The sequence below is a fragment of the Pluralibacter gergoviae ATCC 33028 = NBRC 105706 genome (genome assembly GCF_001598855.1).
In the GTDB taxonomy this organism is placed as follows: Bacteria; Pseudomonadota; Gammaproteobacteria; order Enterobacterales; family Enterobacteriaceae; genus Pluralibacter; species Pluralibacter gergoviae.
This window is the reverse complement of sequence record NZ_BCZS01000009.1, coordinates 67,890-89,504: the sequence shown is the minus strand read 5'-3', so window position 1 is coordinate 89,504 and position 21,615 is coordinate 67,890. Positions and strand designations below refer to the sequence as shown.

General features: G+C 58.8%; 19 protein-coding genes and 1 CRISPR repeat array. Of the genes, 2 read left to right on the top strand and 17 right to left on the bottom strand.

The annotated features are described in order from the left end of the window. Positions 1-28 precede the first annotated feature (28 nt). The 5 genes from ENGE1_RS11370 to cysJ all read right to left on the bottom strand — a co-directional run bounded on the left by ENGE1_RS11370 (position 29) and on the right by cysJ (position 5,690). Positions 29-346 carry a CcdB family protein gene (locus ENGE1_RS11370; protein ID WP_048253374.1) on the bottom strand — a complete coding sequence of 106 codons (318 nt, stop codon included), beginning with the start codon at positions 344-346 and terminating at the stop codon, positions 29-31. Next, positions 346-594: a type II toxin-antitoxin system CcdA family antitoxin gene (locus ENGE1_RS11365; protein ID WP_225823432.1), complete on the bottom strand. Its 249-nt coding sequence runs from the start codon at positions 592-594 to the stop codon at positions 346-348. Before ENGE1_RS11365 ends, ENGE1_RS11370 begins: the two co-directional genes overlap by 1 nt. 63 nt (positions 595-657) lie before the next feature. After that, a CRISPR array of direct repeats spans positions 658-1,052; the repeat unit is 29 nt; unit sequence CGGTTTATCCCCGCTGGCGCGGGGAACAC. 339 nt (positions 1,053-1,391) lie between these two features. After that, on the bottom strand, positions 1,392-2,126 hold the full coding sequence (gene cysH, locus ENGE1_RS11360; protein ID WP_043082250.1) for a phosphoadenosine phosphosulfate reductase: 735 nt from the start codon (positions 2,124-2,126) through the stop codon (positions 1,392-1,394). A gap of 43 nt (positions 2,127-2,169) precedes the next feature. After that, complete coding sequence (cysI, locus tag ENGE1_RS11355; RefSeq protein WP_045289326.1) at positions 2,170-3,882, bottom strand: assimilatory sulfite reductase (NADPH) hemoprotein subunit; 1,713 nt, start codon at positions 3,880-3,882, stop codon at positions 2,170-2,172. Next, on the bottom strand, positions 3,882-5,690 hold the full coding sequence (gene cysJ / locus ENGE1_RS11350) for an NADPH-dependent assimilatory sulfite reductase flavoprotein subunit (protein ID WP_043082248.1): 1,809 nt from the start codon (positions 5,688-5,690) through the stop codon (positions 3,882-3,884). Before cysJ ends, cysI begins: the two co-directional genes overlap by 1 nt. Before the next feature lie 305 nt (positions 5,691-5,995). Between cysJ and queD the strand changes: the two genes are divergently transcribed. Then, positions 5,996-6,358: a 6-carboxytetrahydropterin synthase QueD gene (queD, locus tag ENGE1_RS11345; RefSeq protein WP_043082247.1), complete on the top strand. Its 363-nt coding sequence runs from the start codon at positions 5,996-5,998 to the stop codon at positions 6,356-6,358. 33 nt (positions 6,359-6,391) lie between these two features. Here queD and queE read toward each other — a convergent pair whose 3' ends face one another. From queE to rlmD, 6 genes are all read right to left on the bottom strand, one after another. Further along, positions 6,392-7,063: a 7-carboxy-7-deazaguanine synthase QueE gene (queE, locus tag ENGE1_RS11340; protein ID WP_043082246.1), complete on the bottom strand. Its 672-nt coding sequence runs from the start codon at positions 7,061-7,063 to the stop codon at positions 6,392-6,394. Between the two features lie 121 nt (positions 7,064-7,184). Then, positions 7,185-8,483, bottom strand: a complete 1,299-nt coding sequence (gene eno, locus ENGE1_RS11335; RefSeq protein WP_048253375.1) for a phosphopyruvate hydratase — start codon at positions 8,481-8,483, stop codon at positions 7,185-7,187. An 80-nt stretch (positions 8,484-8,563) separates the two neighbouring features. Next, a complete protein-coding gene (pyrG, locus tag ENGE1_RS11330; protein ID WP_043082244.1) occupies positions 8,564-10,201 on the bottom strand; it encodes a glutamine hydrolyzing CTP synthase in 1,638 nt (545 codons plus the stop codon). A 223-nt stretch (positions 10,202-10,424) separates the two neighbouring features. Continuing rightward, on the bottom strand, positions 10,425-11,216 hold the full coding sequence (gene mazG, locus ENGE1_RS11325; protein WP_043082243.1) for a nucleoside triphosphate pyrophosphohydrolase: 792 nt from the start codon (positions 11,214-11,216) through the stop codon (positions 10,425-10,427). A gap of 70 nt (positions 11,217-11,286) precedes the next feature. Beyond that, complete coding sequence (gene relA / locus ENGE1_RS11320; protein WP_043082242.1) at positions 11,287-13,518, bottom strand: GTP diphosphokinase; 2,232 nt, start codon at positions 13,516-13,518, stop codon at positions 11,287-11,289. 51 nt (positions 13,519-13,569) lie between these two features. Further along, positions 13,570-14,868, bottom strand: coding sequence for a 23S rRNA (uracil(1939)-C(5))-methyltransferase RlmD (rlmD, locus tag ENGE1_RS11315; RefSeq protein WP_048253376.1), 1,299 nt, complete (start codon positions 14,866-14,868; stop codon positions 13,570-13,572). A 57-nt stretch (positions 14,869-14,925) separates the two neighbouring features. Between rlmD and barA the strand changes: the two genes are divergently transcribed. Continuing rightward, on the top strand, positions 14,926-17,673 hold the full coding sequence (barA, locus tag ENGE1_RS11310; protein WP_064360617.1) for a two-component sensor histidine kinase BarA: 2,748 nt from the start codon (positions 14,926-14,928) through the stop codon (positions 17,671-17,673). Between the two features lie 121 nt (positions 17,674-17,794). Here the strand turns inward: barA and ENGE1_RS11305 are convergent, their stop codons facing one another. From ENGE1_RS11305 to syd, 6 genes are all read right to left on the bottom strand, one after another. Then, positions 17,795-18,238 (bottom strand): flavodoxin, encoded by a 444-nt coding sequence (locus ENGE1_RS11305; protein ID WP_043082239.1) that lies wholly within the window; start codon positions 18,236-18,238, stop codon positions 17,795-17,797. Positions 18,239-18,257: 19 nt separating this feature from the next. Next, a complete protein-coding gene (gene truC / locus ENGE1_RS11300) occupies positions 18,258-19,037 on the bottom strand; it encodes a tRNA pseudouridine(65) synthase TruC (protein WP_043082238.1) in 780 nt (259 codons plus the stop codon). Further along, a complete protein-coding gene (locus ENGE1_RS11295) occupies positions 19,037-19,366 on the bottom strand; it encodes a YqcC family protein (protein WP_043082237.1) in 330 nt (109 codons plus the stop codon). Before ENGE1_RS11295 ends, truC begins: the two co-directional genes overlap by 1 nt. 50 nt (positions 19,367-19,416) lie before the next feature. Next, positions 19,417-19,584 (bottom strand): hypothetical protein, encoded by a 168-nt coding sequence (locus ENGE1_RS28425; RefSeq protein WP_155407618.1) that lies wholly within the window; start codon positions 19,582-19,584, stop codon positions 19,417-19,419. A 277-nt stretch (positions 19,585-19,861) separates the two neighbouring features. Further along, on the bottom strand, positions 19,862-20,326 hold the full coding sequence (locus tag ENGE1_RS11290; protein WP_048253377.1) for a helix-turn-helix domain-containing protein: 465 nt from the start codon (positions 20,324-20,326) through the stop codon (positions 19,862-19,864). A gap of 674 nt (positions 20,327-21,000) precedes the next feature. Then, entirely contained in the window at positions 21,001-21,546 is a 546-nt protein-coding gene (gene syd / locus ENGE1_RS11285; protein ID WP_043082234.1) for a SecY-interacting protein, read from the bottom strand. Between the last annotated feature and the right edge of the window lie 69 nt (positions 21,547-21,615).

Genomic DNA, 21,615 nt, shown 5'->3' with positions numbered 1-21,615 from the left:
CCGAGTTCATACGACTACTCTTCGTTGGTTAAATACCTAAAATCATCATGTCGATTGCAGAAACCAGCTGATCGCGTAAATGTGACGCATCCATTACAGCCTCCTCTGCGTTAAGATTTTTTACATCTGTTGTCGTTATCATTGTCGCCAGCACGACATACTCAATCTGGTCGATTTTAATCACCGGTGTTAATGCTTTTACCTGCGAATTAGAATTATCTTTCTTAGTTAGCGGCATAACCAGGCGAGTATTGAGATGCGCTAGCATATCTGTCTGCACATCAATGAAATACGGGTATGCCTGTTTATTTCGGAATTTATTTTTATAAACTGCAAACTGTTTCACTAAATTACCCCGAAATTTTCATCATCGGAAAAAATACCCGTTTCTTCTACAAAGCCGTTTAACGCCTCAATACCCGCGCGGTTTTCCTCGATCCAGCGTTCGCGCCTACGTGCTATGACGGCCATTTCCAGCGCATGGTTAGTTATCGCGGAAATGTTCAGATCGAGTTGTTTGGCCTCTTCAAGCAGTCCAGCATTTAAGTACAGGTTTGTACTCCGTTTTTTTTCGGCAACATTCGTTCTCATCATAACCTCCTGCGCATAGTTTATGTGCATAATCATAGCGCACAAACATGGAACAGCCAATGCTATCGGTTTATCCTCGCTAGCGCGGGGAACACCCAGGGCGGCCGTTGCGATAGTGGGCTACGCGCGGTTTATCCCCGCTGGCGCGGGGAACACTCATGTGGCGAGGAAGAGCCGCTGCCAACTGGCGGTTTATCCCCGCTGGCGCGGGGAACACCAGGACCGCAGGATGAAGCCGCGAGGTGACTGCGGTTTATCCCCGCTGGCGCGGGGAACACCGATGATACGCGGCATCCCCGCCTAAATGAGACGGTTTATCCCCGCTGGCGCGGGGAACACTCAGCGATCGCGACCAGTTGGTTGCCAAGGTTCGGTTTATCCCCGCTGGCGCGGGGAACACGAAGCTGAATGACATGACGTTCCAGTCGTCGCCGGTTTATCCCCGCTGGCGCGGGGAACACTCTAAAAGCAACCGCATGAATAATAATAGTTTTTTTTGAAAGAAAATATCTACCAACTTTTCCAGATTAGTAAAGAGCAGTAACTAATTGATTTTATTAGAGCGTTATAGGAAGTCTTTTACCTGGATCGCATTCTACGGAAAGTAGCCCATAAATATCCCGGGATAACGCTGAGGGAGCGCTCAGGAAGGTAAGACCCCGGCGTAAGGTATTAGCACAACTTTGTTCTGAAGATTTGACGTTCGGTAATAGCACCGCCAGGATCGGATGCCGTAACAAACTATCTCAATGATTAAAAATATTGAGATAGTTTGCGCCAGGTTGAGCCAGCCTCTGCCCTTACCCTTCGTGCAACCCGCACTCGCGCTTGAGTCCGAAGAAGCGCGTCTCCTCTTCCGCCATGCCCGGCTCCCACTTGCGGGTAGTGTGGGTATCGCCGACGGAGAGGTAGCCTTCGTCCCACAGCGGGTGGTACTTAAGGCCGTGCTTTTGCAGGTACTGGTAGACGGTGCGGTTGTCCCAGTCGATGATCGGCAGGATTTTAAATACCCCGCGCTGAACGGCCAGCACCGGCAGGCTGGCGCGGCTGCCGGACTGCTCGCGGCGCAGGCCGGCGAACCAGGTCTGAGCCTTGAGTTCTTCCAGCGCGCGGTTCATCGGCTCGACTTTGTTGATCTCGTTGTACTTCTCTATGCCTTCAACGCCCTGCTCCCACAGCTTGCCGTAGCGCGCCTCCTGCCAGGCCGGGCTCTGCTCGGCGCGGTAGATTTTGAGGTTGAGCTTCAGCTTGTCGGTCAGTTCATCGATAAAGCGGTAGGTCTCCGGAAACAGGTAGCCGGTGTCGGTGAGGATCACCGGGATGTCCGGGCGCAGCTGATTGACCAGGTGCAGGCTTACCGCCGCCTGAATGCCGAAGCTCGACGAGAGCACGTATTCGCCCGGCAGGTTCTCCAGCGCCCAGGCTACGCGCTCCTCGGCGCTGAGCTTTTCCAGCCGGGCGTTGGTTTCGGCCAGCGCCAGAATGCGGTCAACTTTGGGTAGCGCGTTGAGAGCGTGCAGATCGAGTTGTGACATGATGACCTCGCAGGTTTATCCCCGCTTACGCGGGGAACGACAGTTATTCCCAGAAATCCCGCGCCGGGTCGAGCACCGGGCGGACGATGCCGGCGCGAACGGTGAAGTCGCCGAAGCCTTCACCGGCCTCGCGCTCTTTGGCCCAGCGGCCTACCAGTTCGTCCACATTGTCGAGAATTTCGGATTCAGTGATGTTCTCGCGGTACATACGCGGGATGCGCGTGCCCATGCGGTTGCCGCCGAGGTGCAGGTTGTAGCGGCCCGGCGCTTTGCCGACCAGGCCCAGCTCCGCCAGCAGCGCGCGGCCGCAGCCGTTCGGACAGCCGGTGACGCGCAGGACGATGTGCTCCTCGCCGACGCCGTGCTTGTCCATCACCGCCTCGACCTTATCGACAAACGATGGCAGGAAGCGCTCGGCCTCGGCCATCGCCAGCGGGCAGGTCGGGAAGGCGACGCAGGCCATCGAGTTTTCGCGCTGGGGTTTAACGGCGTTCATCAGGCCGTGATCGCGGGCAAGCTTCTCAATTGTTGCCTTCTGGCTCTCGGGCACGCCCGCGACGATCAGGTTCTGGTTGGCGGTCAGGCGGAAGTCGCCCTGATGGATCTTCGCGATCTCGAGCAGGCCGGTTTTCAGCGGACGCCCCGGATAGTCGAGAATACGGCCGTTTTCAATAAACAGCGTCAGGTGCCACTTATCGTCGATACCCTTCACCCAGCCGATGCGATCGCCGCGGCCGGTAAATTCGTACGGGCGAACGGGTTCAAATTTGATGCCCGCGCGGCGCTCGACTTCGGCTTTGAAGGTCTCGACGCCGACGCGCTCGAGGGTGTATTTGGTTTTCGCGTTCTTACGATCGGTACGGTTGCCCCAGTCGCGCTGGGTGGTCACTACCGCCTCGGCCACGGCGAGCGTGTGCTCCAGCGGCAGGAAGCCGAACTCGCTGGCGGTGCGGGCGTAGGTTTTCTTGTTACCGTGATCGATAGAGAGCCCGCCGCCCACCAGCAGGTTGAAGCCCACCAGCCTGCCGTTTTCAGCAATCGCCACGAAGTTCATGTCGTTAGCGTGCAGATCGACATCGTTCTGCGGCGGAATAACTACCGTGGTTTTGAATTTACGCGGTAAGTACGTTTCACCGAGGATCGGCTCCTCATCGGTGGTGGCAACCTTCTCGCGATCCAGCCAGATCTCTGCATAGGCGCGGGTGCGCGGCAACAGGTGTTCGGAGAGCTTTTTCGCCCACGCGTAGGCTTCGGCGTGCAGCTCGGACTCCACCGGATTCGAGGTGCAGAGCACGTTGCGGTTGACGTCGTTGGCGGTGGCCAGCGCGTCAAGGCCGACTTCGTGCAGCATCTGGTGCGCCGGCTTAACGTTTTTCTTCAGAATGCCGTGAAACTGGAAGGTCTGGCGGTTGGTCAGGCGAATGCTGCCGTAAATCGTTTTATCGGCGGCAAACTTGTCGATCGCCAGCCACTGCTCGGGCCTGATAATCCCGCCCGGCAGGCGGCAGCGCAGCATCATCGCGTGGCGCGGCTCCAGCTTCTGAGCGGCGCGCTCGGCGCGAATGTCGCGGTCGTCCTGCTGGTACATGCCGTGAAAGCGGATCAGCAGAAAGTTATCGCCGTTAAAGCCGCCGGTCAGGCCGTCGTTTAAGTCTTCGGCGATGGTGCCGCGCAGAAAGTTGCTCTCTTTCTTCAGCCGCTCGGCATCGGACAGCTTGCCTTCGACCACTAAAGGGCCGGGATGTTTTTCGCTCATTAGTAGACATCTCGCTGATATCGGCGCTCAACGCGCAGCTCACTTAAATAATCATCCGCCGCTTCGGCGTCCATCGCGCCGAATTCAGCTATCACTTCCAGCAGCGCCTGCTCGACATCTTTCGCCATGCGATTGGCGTCGCCGCAGACATAAATATGGGCACCGTCATTGATCCAGCGCCACAGCTCTGCGCCCTGTTCGCGCAGCTTGTCCTGTACGTAGACTTTTTCTTTTTGATCCCGGGACCAGGCCAGGGAGATATTGCTCAGGACGCCCTCTTTGACATAGCGCTGCCACTCCACCTGGTAGAGAAAATCCTCAGTGAAGTGCGGGTTGCCAAAGAACAGCCAGTTTTTGCCTTCCGCGCCGTCGGCGGCGCGCTGCTGCATGAAAGCGCGGAACGGCGCGATACCGGTACCGGGGCCAATCATGATCACCGGCGTCTGCGGGTTGGCGGGCAGGCGGAAGTTGTCGTTGTGCTCGATAAAGACGCGCACTTCGCCGTCCTCTTCCAGACGATCGGCGAGGAAGCTGGAGGCACCGCCGGCGCGCGCGCGGCCTTCAATGTCGTAACGCACGACGCCAACGGTGACGTGTACTTCGCTCTCCACTTCTGCCTGGGAAGAGGCGATGGAGTAAAGACGCGGGGTCAGCGGACGCAGCAGGCCGATCAGCGCCTCAGCGTCCAGCTGCGCCGGCGAGAAGCGGACCATATCAACAATCGGCGTGGTGGCCGCGTAGTGCTGCAGCTTCGCTTTATCGCCCACCAGCGGCAGCAGGGACTCGCTGCGGGTCAGGGTGGCGTAATTTTCGACGATGTTGGCGGTGTTGACCGTCAGCTCATAGTGCCACGCCAGCGCTTCAGACAGCGGCCTGGTCTCGCCGCCAACGCTGACCGGCTCGTCGCCCTTCAGCCACAGCAGTTCGACCAGCTCCTGCACCAGGGCCGGATCGTTCTGATACCAGACGCCCAGCGCGTCGCCGGGCTGGTAGCGCAGGCCGGAGTCGCCGAGGTCGATTTCGAGATGGCGAACGTCTTTCTCCGAGTTGCGGCCGGTAATTTTCTGATTCACCGCCAGCGTTGCGGTCAGCGGCGCCTCTTTGCTGTAGGGGCTGGTGTGCACTTCATTCGCGACGCCGGCGGCGGTGACGCAGGCCTCGGCGGGCGTCTCCTTCGGCGCGCGGGCCTTCAGCACCTCGACGATGCGCGCGCGCCATTCGGCGGCGGCGGGCTGGAATTCGACGTCGGTATCAACGCGGTCCAGCAGGCGGTCGGCGCCCAGCTCTGCCAGCTTGCTGTCGAAGTCTTTCCCCGCCTGGCAGAAGAACTCGTAGGAGCTGTCGCCGAGGCCGAATACCGCGAAGGCGGTGTCGGTAAGCTTCGGCGCTTTTTTCGAGAACAGATATTTGTGCAGCGCCATGGCCTCTTCCGGCGGCTCGCCTTCGCCCTGGGTGGAGCTGACGATCACCAGCAGCTTTTCCTGGGCTATCTGCTTAAATTTATAGTCGCCCGCGTTCACCAGCGTGACGTTCAGCTGAGCCGCCAGCAGGTCATCGCGCAGCTGCTCGGCCACCCGCCGGGCATTGCCGGTCTGTGAGGCGGAGATAAGCGTGATCCCAGGCGCAGGCGCGGCGGCCGGGGCAACGGGCGCAGCGGCAGCACCGGGCTGCTGGTTGAGCATGCCCCAGAAATAGCCGGAAACCCAGGCAAGCTGGGTCGGTGAAAAATCGTTAGTGGCCGCCTGCAGGCGGGCCAGCTGCTCCGGGTTGAGCGGAAGCAACGCGGATGGAGGAGCCTGTGTCGTCATGCGTCGTTATGTTCCAGTAGCAAAGCTGTTTTAATTGTAAAAACAGAACGGAGAGTAAGGTTAACGGCAGGAATAATAACAATTAAAGAAGGGTTGGAAATAATAAATAACCAAAAGGACTAACCGCTTTTAACGCTTGGCCTTATCGCTAAAACAGGTTAATTAACGCTATGATTTAAAAGTATTAATAGCCGGGACTCCGCTGCCCGGCCGGGGCTTACCTGAAAAGTCGGTTTTAGTTAATGCGAAAAGAGATACATTGCTGTAAGATTCGCCGGTTTTTCCGCATTATTCGAGAGTTCACGATGTCCACCACCCTGTTTAAAGATTTCACCTTCGAAGCCGCCCACCGCCTGCCGCACGTTCCGGAAGGCCACAAGTGCGGCCGTCTGCACGGTCACTCCTTTATGGTTCGGCTGGAGATCACCGGCGAGGTAGATCCGCACACCGGCTGGATCATGGATTTTGCCGAGCTGAAGGCGGCCTTTAAGCCGACCTACGATCGCCTCGATCACTACTATCTGAACGATATCCCTGGCCTGGAAAATCCCACCAGCGAAGTGCTGGCGAAGTGGATCTGGGACCAGATGAAGCCGCGGGTACCGCTGCTGAGCGCGGTGATGATCAAAGAGACCTGCACGGCGGGCTGCGTGTATCGCGGCGAGTAAAAGCGAAACCCGGCTCCGGCGCCGGGTTTTTTATCAGGCAATATTCAGATACTTGTGGGTCTGCATCGACAGGCGCCAGTTGCGGGCGATGCAGGTTTCAATGCACAGCCGCGTCGCGTCCTCTTTCTGGCTTATCGGCTGCAGGGCGATGATGCGCGGCTTATCGTCGGCAATCGTCTCCAGCAGTTCGTCCAGCGCTTCAATATCGCGGGTGCGGCCAACCGGGTGTTTGATTTCATCGGCGCGGTAGAGCGCCTGGGAGAGGACGTCGTAGCCGCCGCGCATGTTGACCTTCGGCGATACCGTCACCCAGGTATCGCGGGAGCAGCGCACTTCGTGGGTGCCGCTGGTCTCTATCTGGCAGCTGTAGCCGTTCTGCTCCAGCAGCTCGGTCAGCGGCGTCAGATCGTGAATGCAGGGTTCGCCGCCGGTGATCACTACGTGACGGGCGGTCCAGCCCTGGCGGACGATGGCGGTCAGCAGCTCTTCCGCGCCTGCCGCACCCCACTTGTCATTCTCTTTCGTTTTCGCCAGCACGCTGAACAGCGAGACTTCCCGATCGCTAAGCTTATCCCAGGTATGTTTGGTATCGCACCACGCGCAGCCAACAGGGCATCCCTGTAGACGGATAAAGATGGCTGGAACGCCGGTGAAGTAACCCTCGCCTTGCAGGGTCTGGAACATCTCGTTAATCGGGTACTGCATAGTCGTCTCAGTTTTTGGCTAAACCGTTAGTATCGCAGATTTAGCTGAAACGATCATTTCTGATTAATGCGCAAAAAAAATGCCAGTCCGCAGACTGGCATTTTTCATTCAGCGCAGGGGATTATGCCTGGCCTTTGATCTCTTTACGACCGTTGTACGGTGCTTTTTCGCCCAGCGCTTCTTCGATACGAATCAGCTGGTTGTATTTAGCAACGCGGTCAGAACGGCTCATGGAACCAGTTTTGATCTGGCCAGCCGCAGTACCTACCGCCAGATCGGCGATGGTTGCGTCTTCGGTTTCGCCAGAACGGTGAGAGATAACGGCGGTGTAGCCAGCGTCTTTCGCCATCTTGATTGCAGCCAGGGTTTCGGTCAGGGAACCGATCTGGTTGAATTTGATCAGGATGGAGTTAACGATGCCTTTCTCGATACCTTCTTTCAGGATCTTGGTGTTGGTAACGAACAGGTCGTCGCCCACCAGCTGGATTTTGTCGCCCAGCACTTTGGTCTGGTAAGCAAAGCCGTCCCAGTCAGATTCGTCGAGACCATCTTCGATGGAAACGATCGGGTACTGCTTGGTCAGGTCTTCCAGGAAGTGGGTGAACTCTTCAGCGGTGAACGCTTTGTTGCCTTCGCCGGCCAGAACGTATTTACCGTCTTTGTAGAATTCAGATGCCGCGCAGTCCATCGCCAGAGTGATGTCTTTGCCCAGCTCATAGCCTGCAGCTTTAACCGCTTCAGCGATAACGGCCAGCGCTTCGGCGTTGGAACCCAGGTTCGGCGCGTAGCCGCCTTCGTCACCGACAGCAGTGTTCATGCCTTTGGCTTTCAGCACTTTCGCCAGGTGATGGAAAACTTCAGAACCCATGCGGATAGCTTCTTTTACGCTTGAAGCGCCAACCGGCTGGATCATGAATTCCTGAATATCAACGTTGTTGTCAGCGTGCTCGCCGCCGTTGATGATGTTCATCATCGGAACCGGCATGGAGTATTTGCCCGCAGTGCCGTTCAGTTCAGCAATGTGCGCGTACAGCGGCATACCTTTGGAAGCAGCAGCAGCTTTAGCAGCAGCCAGGGAAACGGCCAGGATAGCGTTCGCACCGAATTTGGATTTGTTTTCAGTACCGTCCAGATCGATCATGATCTTGTCGATGTTAGCCTGGTCTTTAGCGTCTTTACCCAGTACAGCTTCAGCAATCGGGCCGTTAACCGCGGCAACCGCTTTGGTTACGCCTTTGCCCAGGAAACGGGATTTGTCGCCATCGCGCAGTTCCAGCGCTTCGCGGGAACCAGTAGAAGCACCTGACGGAGCAGCTGCCATACCGACGAAACCACCTTCCAGGTGTACTTCGGCTTCAACAGTCGGGTTACCACGGGAGTCGATGATTTCACGACCGATGACTTTAACGATTTTGGACATTAGGTTTTCCTCAGTACAAGTTAAACTAAAACTCCAGACAAACAGTGCACCCGTTTGGGTGCACTGCCGTTCTAACTTTTTTACTTCGCCTGGCGTTTCTGGTACTCGCTGGCGGCTTTCACAAAGCCGGCAAACAGCGGGTGCCCATCACGCGGCGTAGAAGTAAACTCCGGATGGAACTGACAGGCGACAAACCACGGATGGTTCGGCACTTCGACGATCTCGACCAACTGATCGTCCCCGGAACGGCCCGCAACGCGCAGACCGGCAGCTTCAATCTGTTTCAGCAGCATGTTATTAACTTCATAGCGGTGACGGTGACGTTCAGTGATCGTCTCTGCGCCGTACATCTGGCGAACCAGGCTGCCATCGCTAAGCTGGCAAGCCTGTGCGCCGAGGCGCATGGTGCCGCCGAGATCGCTCTTCTCAGTGCGGACTTCAACGTTGCCGTTTTCATCGCGCCATTCGGTGATGAGTGCGACGACCGGGTACTTACAGTCTGGCACAAATTCCGTAGAGTTGGCGTTCTCCATACCCGCTACGTTGCGCGCAAACTCAATCAGCGCAACCTGCATACCCAGGCAAATGCCGAGGTAAGGAATATTGTTTTCACGCGCATAGCGCGCGGTGGCGATCTTGCCCTCTACGCCGCGATAGCCGAAGCCACCCGGGATGAGGATAGCGTCGAGATCTTTGAGGATCTCCACGCCGCGCGTTTCAACATCCTGCGAATCAATCAGCTTGATGTTAACGGTCACGCGATTTTTCAGACCGCCGTGCTTCAGCGCTTCAATCACTGATTTATAGGCATCCGGCAGCTCGATGTACTTGCCGACCATACCGATAGTGACTTCGCCTGCCGGGTTGGCTTCTTCGTAAATAACCTGTTCCCATTCGGCCAGGTTTGCTTCCGGGCAGTTCAAGCTGAATCGTTTACAAATATAATCGTCAAGCCCCTGAGATTTCAACAGGCCCGGGATTTTATAAATGGAATCGACGTCTTTCAGAGAGATAACGGCCTTTTCAGGAACGTTGCAGAACAATGCAATTTTGGCGCGTTCGTTGGCCGGTACGGCGCGGTCGGAACGGCAGATCAGGATATCCGGCTGGATACCGATAGAGAGCAGCTCTTTTACCGAGTGCTGCGTCGGCTTGGTTTTCACTTCACCGGCAGCGGCCATGTACGGCACCAGGGTCAGGTGCATGAACAGAGTGTGCTCACGGCCCACCTCCACCGCCATCTGGCGAATAGCTTCGAGGAACGGCAGGGATTCGATATCGCCGACGGTGCCGCCGATTTCGACCAGCACCACGTCGTGGCCTTCGCCGCCCGCGATAACGCGCTCTTTGATGGCGTTAGTGATGTGCGGGATAACCTGAATAGTCGCGCCGAGATAGTCGCCGCGGCGCTCTTTGCGCAGGACTTCGGAGTAGATACGGCCGGTAGTAAAGTTGTTGCGGCGGGTCATCTTGGTGCGGATGAAACGCTCGTAGTGACCCAGGTCCAGGTCTGTTTCAGCGCCGTCTTCCGTCACGAACACTTCCCCGTGCTGCGTCGGGCTCATGGTGCCCGGATCGACGTTGATGTACGGATCCAGCTTCATGATAGTTACGTTGAGGCCACGGGCTTCAAGAATGGCTGCCAGGGAGGCTGCGGCAATGCCTTTACCCAGAGAGGATACGACCCCGCCGGTCACAAAAATATAGTTCGTTGTCATGCTGAACCTGAGAAGTTAGGGTGAAACGATGGAATAACCAGGACGGGAAAGTAGTATACCCGAACAGAGCAGTCGCCACAAACTTTCATTCTTCCTCTCCGGGGCCAGGTTCTGACAAAAGAAACTGTGAGAAAATAGCCCTTTTTGGGTAAATGTTTTTGACGCAAATCAACCGCTTGTTATTTAGAAAATCGCACAAATCGCGCTTAGCAGCGAAAAAACGTTAGAGATCAGTTTCCTGGCGCTTAACCTCCTGCCACACCTCTTCCATGGTATTCAGATCGATCCCGGTCATCTCCAGCCCGCGTTCGGCAACTATGCGTTCCACTTCGCGGAAACGGCGCTCAAATTTGAGGTTGGCTTTTTGCAGGGCGGTCTCCGCCTTAACGCCAAGGTGGCGCGAGAGATTGACGGTAGCAAACAGCAGGTCGCCCATCTCCTCTTCGAGTTTTTTCTCGTCGATAACCGCCTGCTGCGCTTCGTGCATGACTTCATCCATCTCTTCGTGCACTTTATCGAGCACCGGGCCGATCGAGTTCCAGTCAAACCCCACGGCCGAGCAGCGTTTCTGAATTTTATGGGCGCGCATCAGGGCCGGGAAGGCGTGGGGGATGTCGTCCAGCGCCGAGTGCTGCGCCTTTTCCGCGCGCTCGGCGGTCTTGATGGCCTCCCAGCGGGCAAGCACCTCGCCGCTGCTGCCGGCTGTCGCGTCACCGAAAATGTGCGGGTGGCGGCGCTCCAGCTTATCGCTGATGGCGGCGCAGATGTCGTCGAAGTTAAAGCGCCCCGCTTCCTGCGCCATTTGCGCATAGAACACCACCTGAAACAGCAGGTCGCCCAGCTCGCCGCGCAGATCGTCAAAATCTTCCCGGGCAATGGCGTCCAGCACCTCGTAGGTCTCTTCCAGGGTATACGGCGCGATGGTGGCGAAGGTCTGCTCTTTGTCCCACGGGCAGCCGTTTTCCGGGTCGCGCAGGCGCTGCATAATGCTGAGCAGTCGGGTGATTTGAGTCATGGAGGCTCTCCTTAACGGTAAAAATAATCGGCCCCTCTCCCGCCGGGAAAGGGGCCGTCGCGACGGGAATTTAACCGCCGTGCAGGCGGCGGGCGTCAATCACGTCGGGCACCTGGTTCAGCTTGCCGAGCACGCGGCCCAGCACCTGCAGGTTGTAGATTTCGATGGTCATGTCGATGGTCGCCACCTGCTGCTTAGTGTCGCTGCGGCTGGCGACGCCCAGCACGTTGACCTTCTCGTTGGCGAGAATGGTGGTGATGTCGCGCAGCAGGCCGCTGCGATCGTTGGCGGTAACGCGCACCACCAGCGAATAGCCTGCCGAGTAGCTTTCGCCCCACACGGCGTCAACGATGCGCTCCGGCGCGTGGGCGCGCAGCTCAGCGAGCTGGTCGCAGTCCGCACGGTGCACGGAAATACCGCGTCCCTGGGTGATAAAGCCGACGATTTCATCCCCCGGGATCGGCTGGCAGCAGCGGGCGATATGGTGCATCAGATTGCCCACGCCTTCGACCACCACCCGGCCATCGTCTTTCTTGCGGGTCTGCGGATTGTAGGTTTTCTGCTGCAGCTGCTTCAGGGCGGCGGCATCCTGCTCGGCGGCGCTCGGCTTGTTGAACTGCGCCTGCAGGTAGTTGACCATCTGGTTGAGGCGAATGTCGCCGCCGCCGATGGCCGCCAGCAGCTCTTCCATTTCGTTAAAGTTGTAGCGCGACAGCAGGAACTTCTCGGCCTCTTTCAGGCTGATGCCCAGCTGCCCCAGCTCGTCGTCGAGGATCTGCCGCCCGGCAAGAATGTTCTTGTCCCGGTCCTGCTTGCGGAACCAGGCGTGAATTTTCGAGCGCCCGCGGCTGGTGGTCACGTAGCCGAGGTTGGGATTGAGCCAGTCGCGGCTGGGGTTTGGCTGCTTCTGGGTGATGATTTCAATCTGATCGCCCATCTGCAGCTGGTAGGTAAACGGCACGATGCGGCCGCCAATTTTCGCCCCGATGCAGCGGTGCCCCACGTCGCTGTGGATGTGGTAGGCGAAGTCCAGCGGCGTGGAGCCCGCCGGCAGGTCCACCACGTCGCCCTTCGGCGTAAAGACGTAGACCCGGTCGTCGAACACCTGGCTGCGCACTTCGTCGAGCATCTCGCCGGAGTCGGCCATCTCCTCCTGCCAGGCAATCAACTTGCGCAGCCACGCGATGCGGTCTTCGTGCCCGCGCCCGCCGCCCGCCGAGGCGCCCTCTTTATACTTCCAGTGGGCGGCGACGCCCAGCTCGGCGTCTTCATGCATCTGCTTCGTGCGGATCTGAATTTCGACGGTTTTACCGCCGGGACCGAGCACCACGGTGTGGATCGACTGGTAGCCGTTGGGCTTCGGATTGGCGACGTAGTCGTCAAACTCATCCGGCAGATGGCGGAAATGGGTGTGAACAATGCCCAGCGCGGCGTAGCAGTCCTGCAGGCGCTCGGCGACAATGCGCACGGCGCGCACGTCGAACAGCTCGTCGAAGGCCAGGTGCTTTTTCTGCATTTTGCGCCAGATGCTGTAGATATGCTTCGGACGGCCGTAAACCTCGGCCTTCACGCCCTCCTCTTTGATCGAGGCGCGCAGGGTGCTGACGAACTCATCGATATAGTGCTCGCGGTCAATGCGCCGCTCGTGCAGCAGTTTAGCGATGCGCTTGTACTCGTCCGGATGCAGGTAGCGGAAGCAGTAATCCTCCAGCTCCCACTTGAGCTGGCCGATGCCGAGCCGGTTGGCCAGCGGCGCGTAGATGTTGGTACACTCCTTGGCCGCCAGCACGCGCTCATCTTCCGGCGCGTCCTTCACTTCGCGCAGGTGGGCGATGCGCTCGGCAAGTTTGATGACCACGCAGCGGAAGTCGTCGACCATCGCCAGCAGCATCCGGCGCACGTTATCCACCTGCTCGGCCGATACCGAGTCAATGTGGGTCGCCTTCAGCTGGCGGATGGCGGCCATGTCGCGCACGCCGTGGATCAGCTGCACCACCGATTTACCGACGCTCTCTTCCAGCGCTTCTTCGCTGACGACGTCGCCCACTACCAGCGGATAGAGCAGCGCGGCCCGCAGCGAGTCGCTGTCCATGTTGAGCATGGAAAGGATCTCAACCATCTCAACGCCGCGCCACAGCAGCAGCTCGGCGTCGGGATGGCCCAGCGTGCGTTCATGACAATAGGTCCACGTCTCGGCAAGGCGCTCGCACGACTGCTGGCTGGAAATGCCCAGGCTTGCGATCCATTTTACTGAATCGAACTCTCCAGCTCGGTTAAGATGTGCACTGCGTACCGCAACCATCGTCCTCTCCTTTGGGAACCGGGCCTGCCGGATTCAGCAAGCCATTCTTCATTATGGATGTTCAAACAGCACCATCGACTCCAGGTGCCCAGTGTGCGGGAACATATCCAGCATTGCCAGACGCGTTATCTGGTAGCCTGCCGCCAGCAGCACTTCGCTGTCCCGGGCGAGCGTCGCCGGGTTACAGGAGACATAGACCACCCTGGCGGGGGCTAATTTAACGATATGCTGTAACACGCCCGGCGCGCCCGCGCGCGCCGGGTCGAGTAAAATTTTGTCAAAGCCGTTTCTCGCCCAGGCCTGGCGCGTCACGTCCTCTTCCAGATTCTCGTGGTAAAAAGTGACGTTATGCAGACCGTTATCGGCCGCATTCTGCTGCGCCTTAGCCACCAGCGCCGGCACGCCCTCTACGCCGACCACGCTTGCCGCCCGCGTCGCCAGCGGCAGGGTAAAATTGCCCATGCCGCAGAACAGATCCAGCACCCGGTCCTGCGGTCCCACCTCCAGCCATTCCAGCGCGGTAGTCACCATCTGCTGATTCACGCCGTCGTTGACCTGAATGAAGTCCCGGGGGCTGAACGTTAAGCGTAGCCCGTCTGAGCTATACCAGGGCGCCTCGCCGGAAAGCTGCACCATCTTATCGCTGTCCGGCGCCAGCCACAGGGCAAGCCGATGTGAATGCGAAAAGCGTTCCAGTTTTTCCCGGTCGCCCGCCGGCAGCGGCGCGGTATGGCGCAGCACCATCAGCGGGCCGTTATCGGCCTGCACCAGCTCAACGTGGCCGAGGTGGCGCGCCGACTGCAAATCGCCGAGGCACTCGCGCAGCGCCGGCAGCAGCGCCTCAAGAGTGGGCACCAGAACGGGGCAGCGGTGGATATCCACGATATCGCTGCTGCCCGCTTTACGAAAGCCCATCTGCAGCTGGCCGTTTTTCGGCTGATAGCTGAGGCTAAAGCGCGCCCGGCGGCGGTAGCCCCAGGGCGAGGCGGCGATGACCGCCTCAACGTCGTGCTTCATCTGCCGCGCCAGCGCGGCCCGCTTGCTGCGCTGCTGGAGCGCGACGCTGGCGTGCTGCTGCTGGCAGCCGCCGCAGACGGTAAAGTGCGGGCAGCGCGGCTGTTCGCGCTCAGGGCTATCGCTGAGGCGGCGCTTAACCTGTCCGCGCGCGAACTGTTTCTTCTCCTCCGTGAGGGTCACTTCCGCCTGCTCATCGGGCAGTAATCCGCTGATAAACAGCAGCTTACCGTTATATTTCGCCACGCCCTGCCCGAAAGTATCGAGTTCGCTTGCCGTTACGGTTATGATCTGGCGCGTCGTCACGCGCCGTTTTGCAGAGTAGAATTGCGCCATCGTAGAGAGTGTTCTCAAACCAACAAATTAACCCTGATTCTCCCATAACGGACCGCCATGACCAACTACAGCCTGCGCGCGCGTATGATGATCCTGATTCTGGCCCCGACCGTGCTTATCGGTCTGCTGCTCAGCGTCTTCTTTGTTGTACATCGCTATCATGACCTGCAGCGCCAGCTGGAGGACGCCGGGGCCAGCATTATTGAGCCGCTGGCGGTGTCCAGTGAATATGGCATGAACCTGCAAAATCGCGAGTCCATCGGTCAGCTTATCAGCGTTCTGCACCGCCGCCATTCGGATATTGTGCGCGCCATCTCCGTTTACGATGAGCACAACCGGCTGTTTGTGACCTCCAACTACCATCTTGATCCGACTGAACTGCAGTTGCCCCACGGCTCGCCGCTGCCGCGCCAACTGAGCGTCATTCGCAGCGGCGATCTGATGATCCTGCGCACGCCCATTATCTCGGAGAGCTACTCTCCCGACGAGTCGCCCAACTCGGATGCGAAAATGCCGGAGAACATGCTCGGCTACGTGGCGCTGGAGCTGGATCTGAAGTCCGTTCGCCTGCAGCAGTATAAGGAGATGTTTATCTCCAGCGTCATGATGCTGTTCTGCATCGGTATCGCGCTGATTTTCGGCTGGCGGCTGATGCGCGATGTGACCGGGCCGATTCGCAACATGGTCAATACCGTTGACCGCATTCGCCGCGGACAGCTCGACAGCCGGGTCGAGGGCTTTATGCTCGGCGAGCTGGATATGCTGAAAAACGGCATCAACTCGATGGCGATGTCGCTGGCCGCCTATCACGAAGAGATGCAGCACAACGTCGATCAGGCGACCTCCGATCTGCGCGAAACGCTGGAGCAGATGGAGATCCAGAACGTCGAACTGGATCTGGCGAAAAAGCGCGCCCAGGAAGCGGCTCGCATCAAGTCCGAGTTCCTTGCCAACATGTCCCACGAGCTGCGCACGCCGCTCAACGGCGTCATCGGCTTTACCCGCCTGACGCTGAAAACCGATCTCAACCCGACCCAGCGCGATCATCTGAACACCATCGAGCGCTCGGCCAACAACCTGCTGACCATCATCAATGACGTGCTCGACTTCTCAAGGCTCGAGGCCGGCAAGCTGATGCTGGAGAGTATTCCGTTCCCGCTGCGCAGCTCGCTGGACGAAATCATCACTCTGCTGGCCCACGCCGCCCACGACAAGGGGCTGGAGCTGACGCTCAATATCCGCAGCGACGTGCCGGACAACGTGATCGGCGACCCGCTGCGCCTGCAGCAGGTGATCACCAACCTGGTGGGCAACGCCATCAAGTTTACCGAAAACGGCAACATCGACGTGCTGGTCGAGAAGCGCGCCCTGAGCAACAACAAAGTGCAGATAGAGGTGCAAATCAAAGATACCGGCATCGGTATCCCGGAGCGCGGCCAGTCGCGGCTGTTCCAGGCTTTCCGCCAGGCGGACGCCAGCATCTCCCGTCGGCACGGCGGCACCGGGCTGGGGCTGGCCATCACCCAGAAGCTGGTGAAAGAGATGGGCGGCGATATCTCTTTCCACAGCCAGCCCAATCGCGGCTCCACCTTCTGGTTCCATATCAGCCTCGATCTTAACAGCAACGCCGTGTGCGAAGTGCCGATGCTCAACAGCCTGGCGGGCAAACGCCTCGCCTATGTCGAAACCAACGCCGCCGCCGCCCAGTGCACGCTGGACCTGCTGGCCACCACGCCGCTGGAGGTGATCTTCAGCCCCTCCTTCACCGCCCTGCCCGACGATCGTTACGACATTCTGCTGATCGGCGTCCCGGTGTCGATGCGCGACCTGACCAATGAAACCGAGCGGCTGGCCCGCCCCCACAGGATGACCGACTTCCTGATTATGGGTCTGCCCTGCCACGCGCAGGTCGATGCCGAAGCCCTCAAGCAGGGCGGCGTTGCCGCCTGCCTGCTCAAACCGCTGACCTCGACGCGCCTGCTGCCGACGCTTGCCGAGTACTGCCGCAGCAACCAGCTTCCGCTGGTGGCCGAGGCCAGCAGCGAGCGGCTCGATATGACGGTGATGGCCGTCGACGACAACCCGGCCAACCTGAAGCTGATTGGCGCGCTGCTCGACGATCAGGTTAAGCACGTCGTACTGTGCGAAAGCGGCCAGCGGGCTTATGAGACGGCCCGCCAGCAGCCGCTGGACCTGATTCTGATGGATATCCAGATGCCGGACATGGACGGCATCCGCGCCTGTGAGCTGATCCGCCAGCTCTCCCACCAGCAGCAGACGCCGGTGATTGCGGTCACCGCCCACGCCATGGCGGGGCAAAAGGAGAAGCTGCTCAGCGCCGGTATGAACGACTACCTGGCCAAACCCATTGAGGAGAGCAAGCTGCGCAACCTGCTGCTGCGCTATAAGCCCGGCATGACCACGCCGAAGGTTGAGATGCCGGAAACGCCGCCGACCGGGAATATCAACTGCACCCTCGACTGGAATCTTGCCATGCGCCAGGCGGCCAATAAGCCGGACCTTGCCCGCCAGATGCTGCAGATGCTGGTGGAATTTCTGCCGGAGGTGCGCAACAAAGTCGAAGAGCAGCTGGTGGGTGAAGCGCCGGAAGATCTGCTTGATGTGATCCACAAGCTGCACGGCAGCTGCAGCTACAGCGGCGTGCCGCGCATGAAGAACCTCTGCCACCTGATTGAGGGGCAGCTGCGCAACGGCGTCAGCGCCGGGCAGATGGAGCCCGAGCTGCTCGAGCTGCTGGACGAAATGGATAACGTCACGCGGGAAGCGGGGAAAATGCTGGCCTGAGCCTGACGGCTTTTACCGGGCAGCGACGGCACCTTACCCGGCCTGCATCGTGGCGCACGGCCCTACTGTAGGCCCGTGCAAGCGAAGCGCCGCCGGGCATGGCCTCAGACGGCGCAGCGGCTCAGCCCAGCAGCGTCGCCCACTGCTCCACCCACGGGTTCGACACGCTCTCCGGCTCGGGATCTTCGGCGGCATCAATCATCAGCATCTCGCCGATGCGCTGCGCGCCCTGCTCCTGCAGCAGGGCATCGAACTTCTTGCCGCCGCCGCAGAAATGCTCGTAGCTGCTGTCGCCCAGCGCAATCACGCCGTAGCGCAGGTGCGGCTGATACCTATCGCGAATGCCTTCGTACAGCGGCGCGATGCTCTCAGGCAGCTCGCCCTGCCCGGTGGTGGAGGTCACCACCAGCACGTACTTGCCCTGGCAGGCCTCCCAGTCGCGGATCTCCGGATCTTCAAAAACCTGCGCCTTGTGCCCGCGGGCGCTGAGAATAGCCTGCGCCTCTTCGGCCACCAGCAGCGCGTTTCCGTACATGGTGCCGACAAAAATGCCTACTTCCGCCATTGCGTATCTCCCTGAGATATTAGTGAATGTCGCCATCCTGAACGCTGTCAGGCGTAAACTCAACCCTTTCCATCTGAGGGAGCAGGCCGCGCCAGCCGAAGTGTGACAGCGCCTGCATCCAGATGTCGTCAAAACCGGCGCGGATCGTCAGCGGCTCGCCGGTGAAGGGATGGGTCAGCGACAGCTCGCTGGCGTGCAGCATCAGGCGGCCGCAGCCGAAGTGCGCCGCCGCGCTGCGGTTCTGGCGCAGGTCGCCGTGCTTGCTGTCGCCGATGATCGGGTGGCGCAGGTGGCTCAGGTGGCGGCGCAGTTGGTGCTTGCGGCCGGTTTTTGGCTCCAGCTCAACCAGCCCGTAGCGCGTCGTCGGATAGCGTCCGGTGGCCACCGGCATCTCGACGGTGGCCAGTCCGCGATAGTGGGTGACCGCCGGCTGCGGGTCTTTGTCCTCGCGGGCGAACTTGTCGGCGATTTTATCCAGCTCCTCGACCAGAGGATAGTCGAGCGTGGCCTCCTCCGTCAGCCAGCCGCGCACGACGGCGTGGTAGCGCTTCTGGATCTGATGCTGCTCAAACTGCTGCGACAGCAGGCGGCCCGCCTCGCTGGAAAGCCCCATCAGCAGCACGCCGGAGGTGGGCCGGTCGAGGCGGTGGGCGGTAAAGACGTGCTGGCCAATCTGGTCGCGCACGGTCTGCATCACCACCACTTTTTCATCGCGGTCCAGCCAGCTGCGGTGCACCAGCCAGCCGGAGGGTTTGTTGACGGCGACCAGCCATTCGTCCCGGTAGAGGATCTCCAGCATCAGGCGCTCTCGCCCGCGAACAGCGCGTCGAGCTGCTCCAGCTCCGGCAGAATGATGGCCCGCAGCGGATGGCCCGCGTCCAGGGCCATCTCGTAGTAGGGCGCGACGGCGAAGCTTTGCGGCAGCGCCTGCCGGGCATCGAGCAGCTGGTGCAGGCGTGGAATAAGTACCCACTGCAGCCACGCAAGCGGCTCCAGCGTGTCCATGCAGAACGGCTGGGTGCTGGCGAACGCGGCGCTGTCGGGGGCTTCAGCCTCCCAGTACTGGTGTTCGCGCATCAGCGCCTCAAGCGCGTGCAGGCGCTGGCGGACGGGATGGTGTTGGGTCATGGAAACCTCGCAAATCTCGCTCTATCAATTTGCGCAGGAGAATACCCTACTCAGCGTCCGCAGACCAAAGACTTCTCCCTGGCCAGCAGAAATGGCCGCAGGTAAGCGACGGCGTTGGAGAGCGGGATAACCTCCTCCGGCAGGTCAATGTTCAGCACCTCGCGAATGTACGCCCGCCGCGCCGCAATGCGCGGCCACGGCACGCCTCGGATTGGCAATAACGCGCACGAAAGTATCAGAGTCGCCTATAAATACTGGATGCTGAATAATCGCTGACGGCAGGCTGGAAGTGATAGGGGTTGTGTAGGAATCGCTCGATGTTACTCATAACCCCTGCTGAGTTATAGCATTGCCCGATACCTATCCAGCGCTTTGGCTGTCATTGGCAGCCCCTGGCGAAGCAGCGATTCAAGGTACTCCTCGACGCTCTTCGCCGGTCTTCTCATACTGGCCCGCTGTTCAGCGGCAGCCTGCAGTGCCAGCGCATGGTTTAAGTCAAAAAGATCTGAAATAAAGTCCAGCGTCCTGGCTGAGATCGGTCAGCGCTTGCTGACGCTGGCGATCGCGCTGCTGCTTGTAGTTCATTAGATCGGCAAAAAGCACGCGGCGGTGGCGTCCTGTCTTATGAAAGGGCAGTTCGCCATTTTCGAGAAGTTTCACCATATGCGGACGCGAAACATTCAGAATATTGGCGGCTTCCTGAGTCGTCAGCTCAGCGTGTACAGGCACGACCTGCACCGCGTTTCCCGCAGCCAGCTCCCCCAGGATAGTCATTAACAATATCAATGCAGAAGTAGGCAACTCAATCTGATGCGAAATACTATCCGCATCCTGAATAGCTATTTTTTGCGTTTCGAGCCGGGTTGATAACCAGGTTGCAAGCTCACGCTGTCCGCGAACGGCAGCCTCGATCTCTTTTGGAGCCGGTAAGCATACGCTATCAAGAATTGCGTTTTTCATGGGTTATTCCGCCTGCATTAAACACTGAATTACAGGATAAACGAAATAAACGAAATAAACAACATTCGAAATAAACGAAACACCATAAACCGGACATAAAAAAAGGGAGCACTGTTTTCACAGTGCTCCCGGTTCGTTTCGCAGCAATCCGGCTACATAATTTGGTGCTCCCTGCTCATCCATGACAACTTTTCCTGCGGTCTCCTGACCAGTTCATCCATAAACCGTTGCATCCTGCACGTACCACCCCGATACGATATGCCTGTCCATAAGCAGGTCCCGATCTTCCCGATCCGCCAATCGTCCCGACTGGCTCTCATTCTCCATCCTGGAGGTGTCCCTTAACGCGTCCTGCGCCATCCTCTTTGCTTCATCCTGAAGCCTTTCCTTGCAGCACCATCCTGGCGTTCCTCTGAAACGTCATCATCCTGATGTTCGTCTCAATGTCTGACGTCTTGTCGACGTGCATAGAATCCCTTATTACGCCTCATCTTACAAGCCTCTTTACTTATGAGTAACATGAGGATTTTCATATGAAAGCCGTGGTTTTAATAGTTAAATAACTGTTTTATAGATAAATTAAAAGACAGAATGAGGGTTATATCGCGCGTTTAACCAGGCGATCTCTCACAAGCCATGTAAGAGATCTCTCACAAAAAACGCTGGTGAATAGCTTACAGCGCGGGCTCAAGATGGGAAAGGAAGCTGGCAAGCGATGCGGAAAGCACGCTGCGCCTGCGGGTACCGACCGTTTCGAGTAATACCTCGCCTGAGAGATTACACACCGAAATGACGTCCAGCTCACTCTCAAGGGTAGCAATAAACAGCGTCGGCGACAGCTTCAGGCGGCGCTGCATGACCAGATGGCCGATGAGATTCTCCTGCACGCGCAGAAAGTCGTCCGCGCTCCAGGCCTGCAGCAGCATCAGCTGACGCCCGCCGAAGTCAGCCTGCATATCGCCGGCAAGCTGAGTGGTATAATAGGTCTGCAGCGGCTGTTGTACCACAATCTCAATGGCTTTTTCAACGCCGCTGAGATTTGCGGCCAACGGAAACGGCTGCGGTTGCCAGAATACGGCTTCGCCGGCAGTCCGGGTGATGCACGGCGAGGGCACGCCGTACAGCGCTTCGCTGCGCGGATCGGTGCCGTATTGCTGCTGCCAGGCGGCGCAATAACGCTGGGTAAAGGCCCTCAGGGCATCTGACGTCTCTGAATCCACGGCTTTCTCTCTCTGGTGCTGTCAGGATAAACTTAGCGCCATAGTCTACCTGCTTTGCAAGAGTGAAAC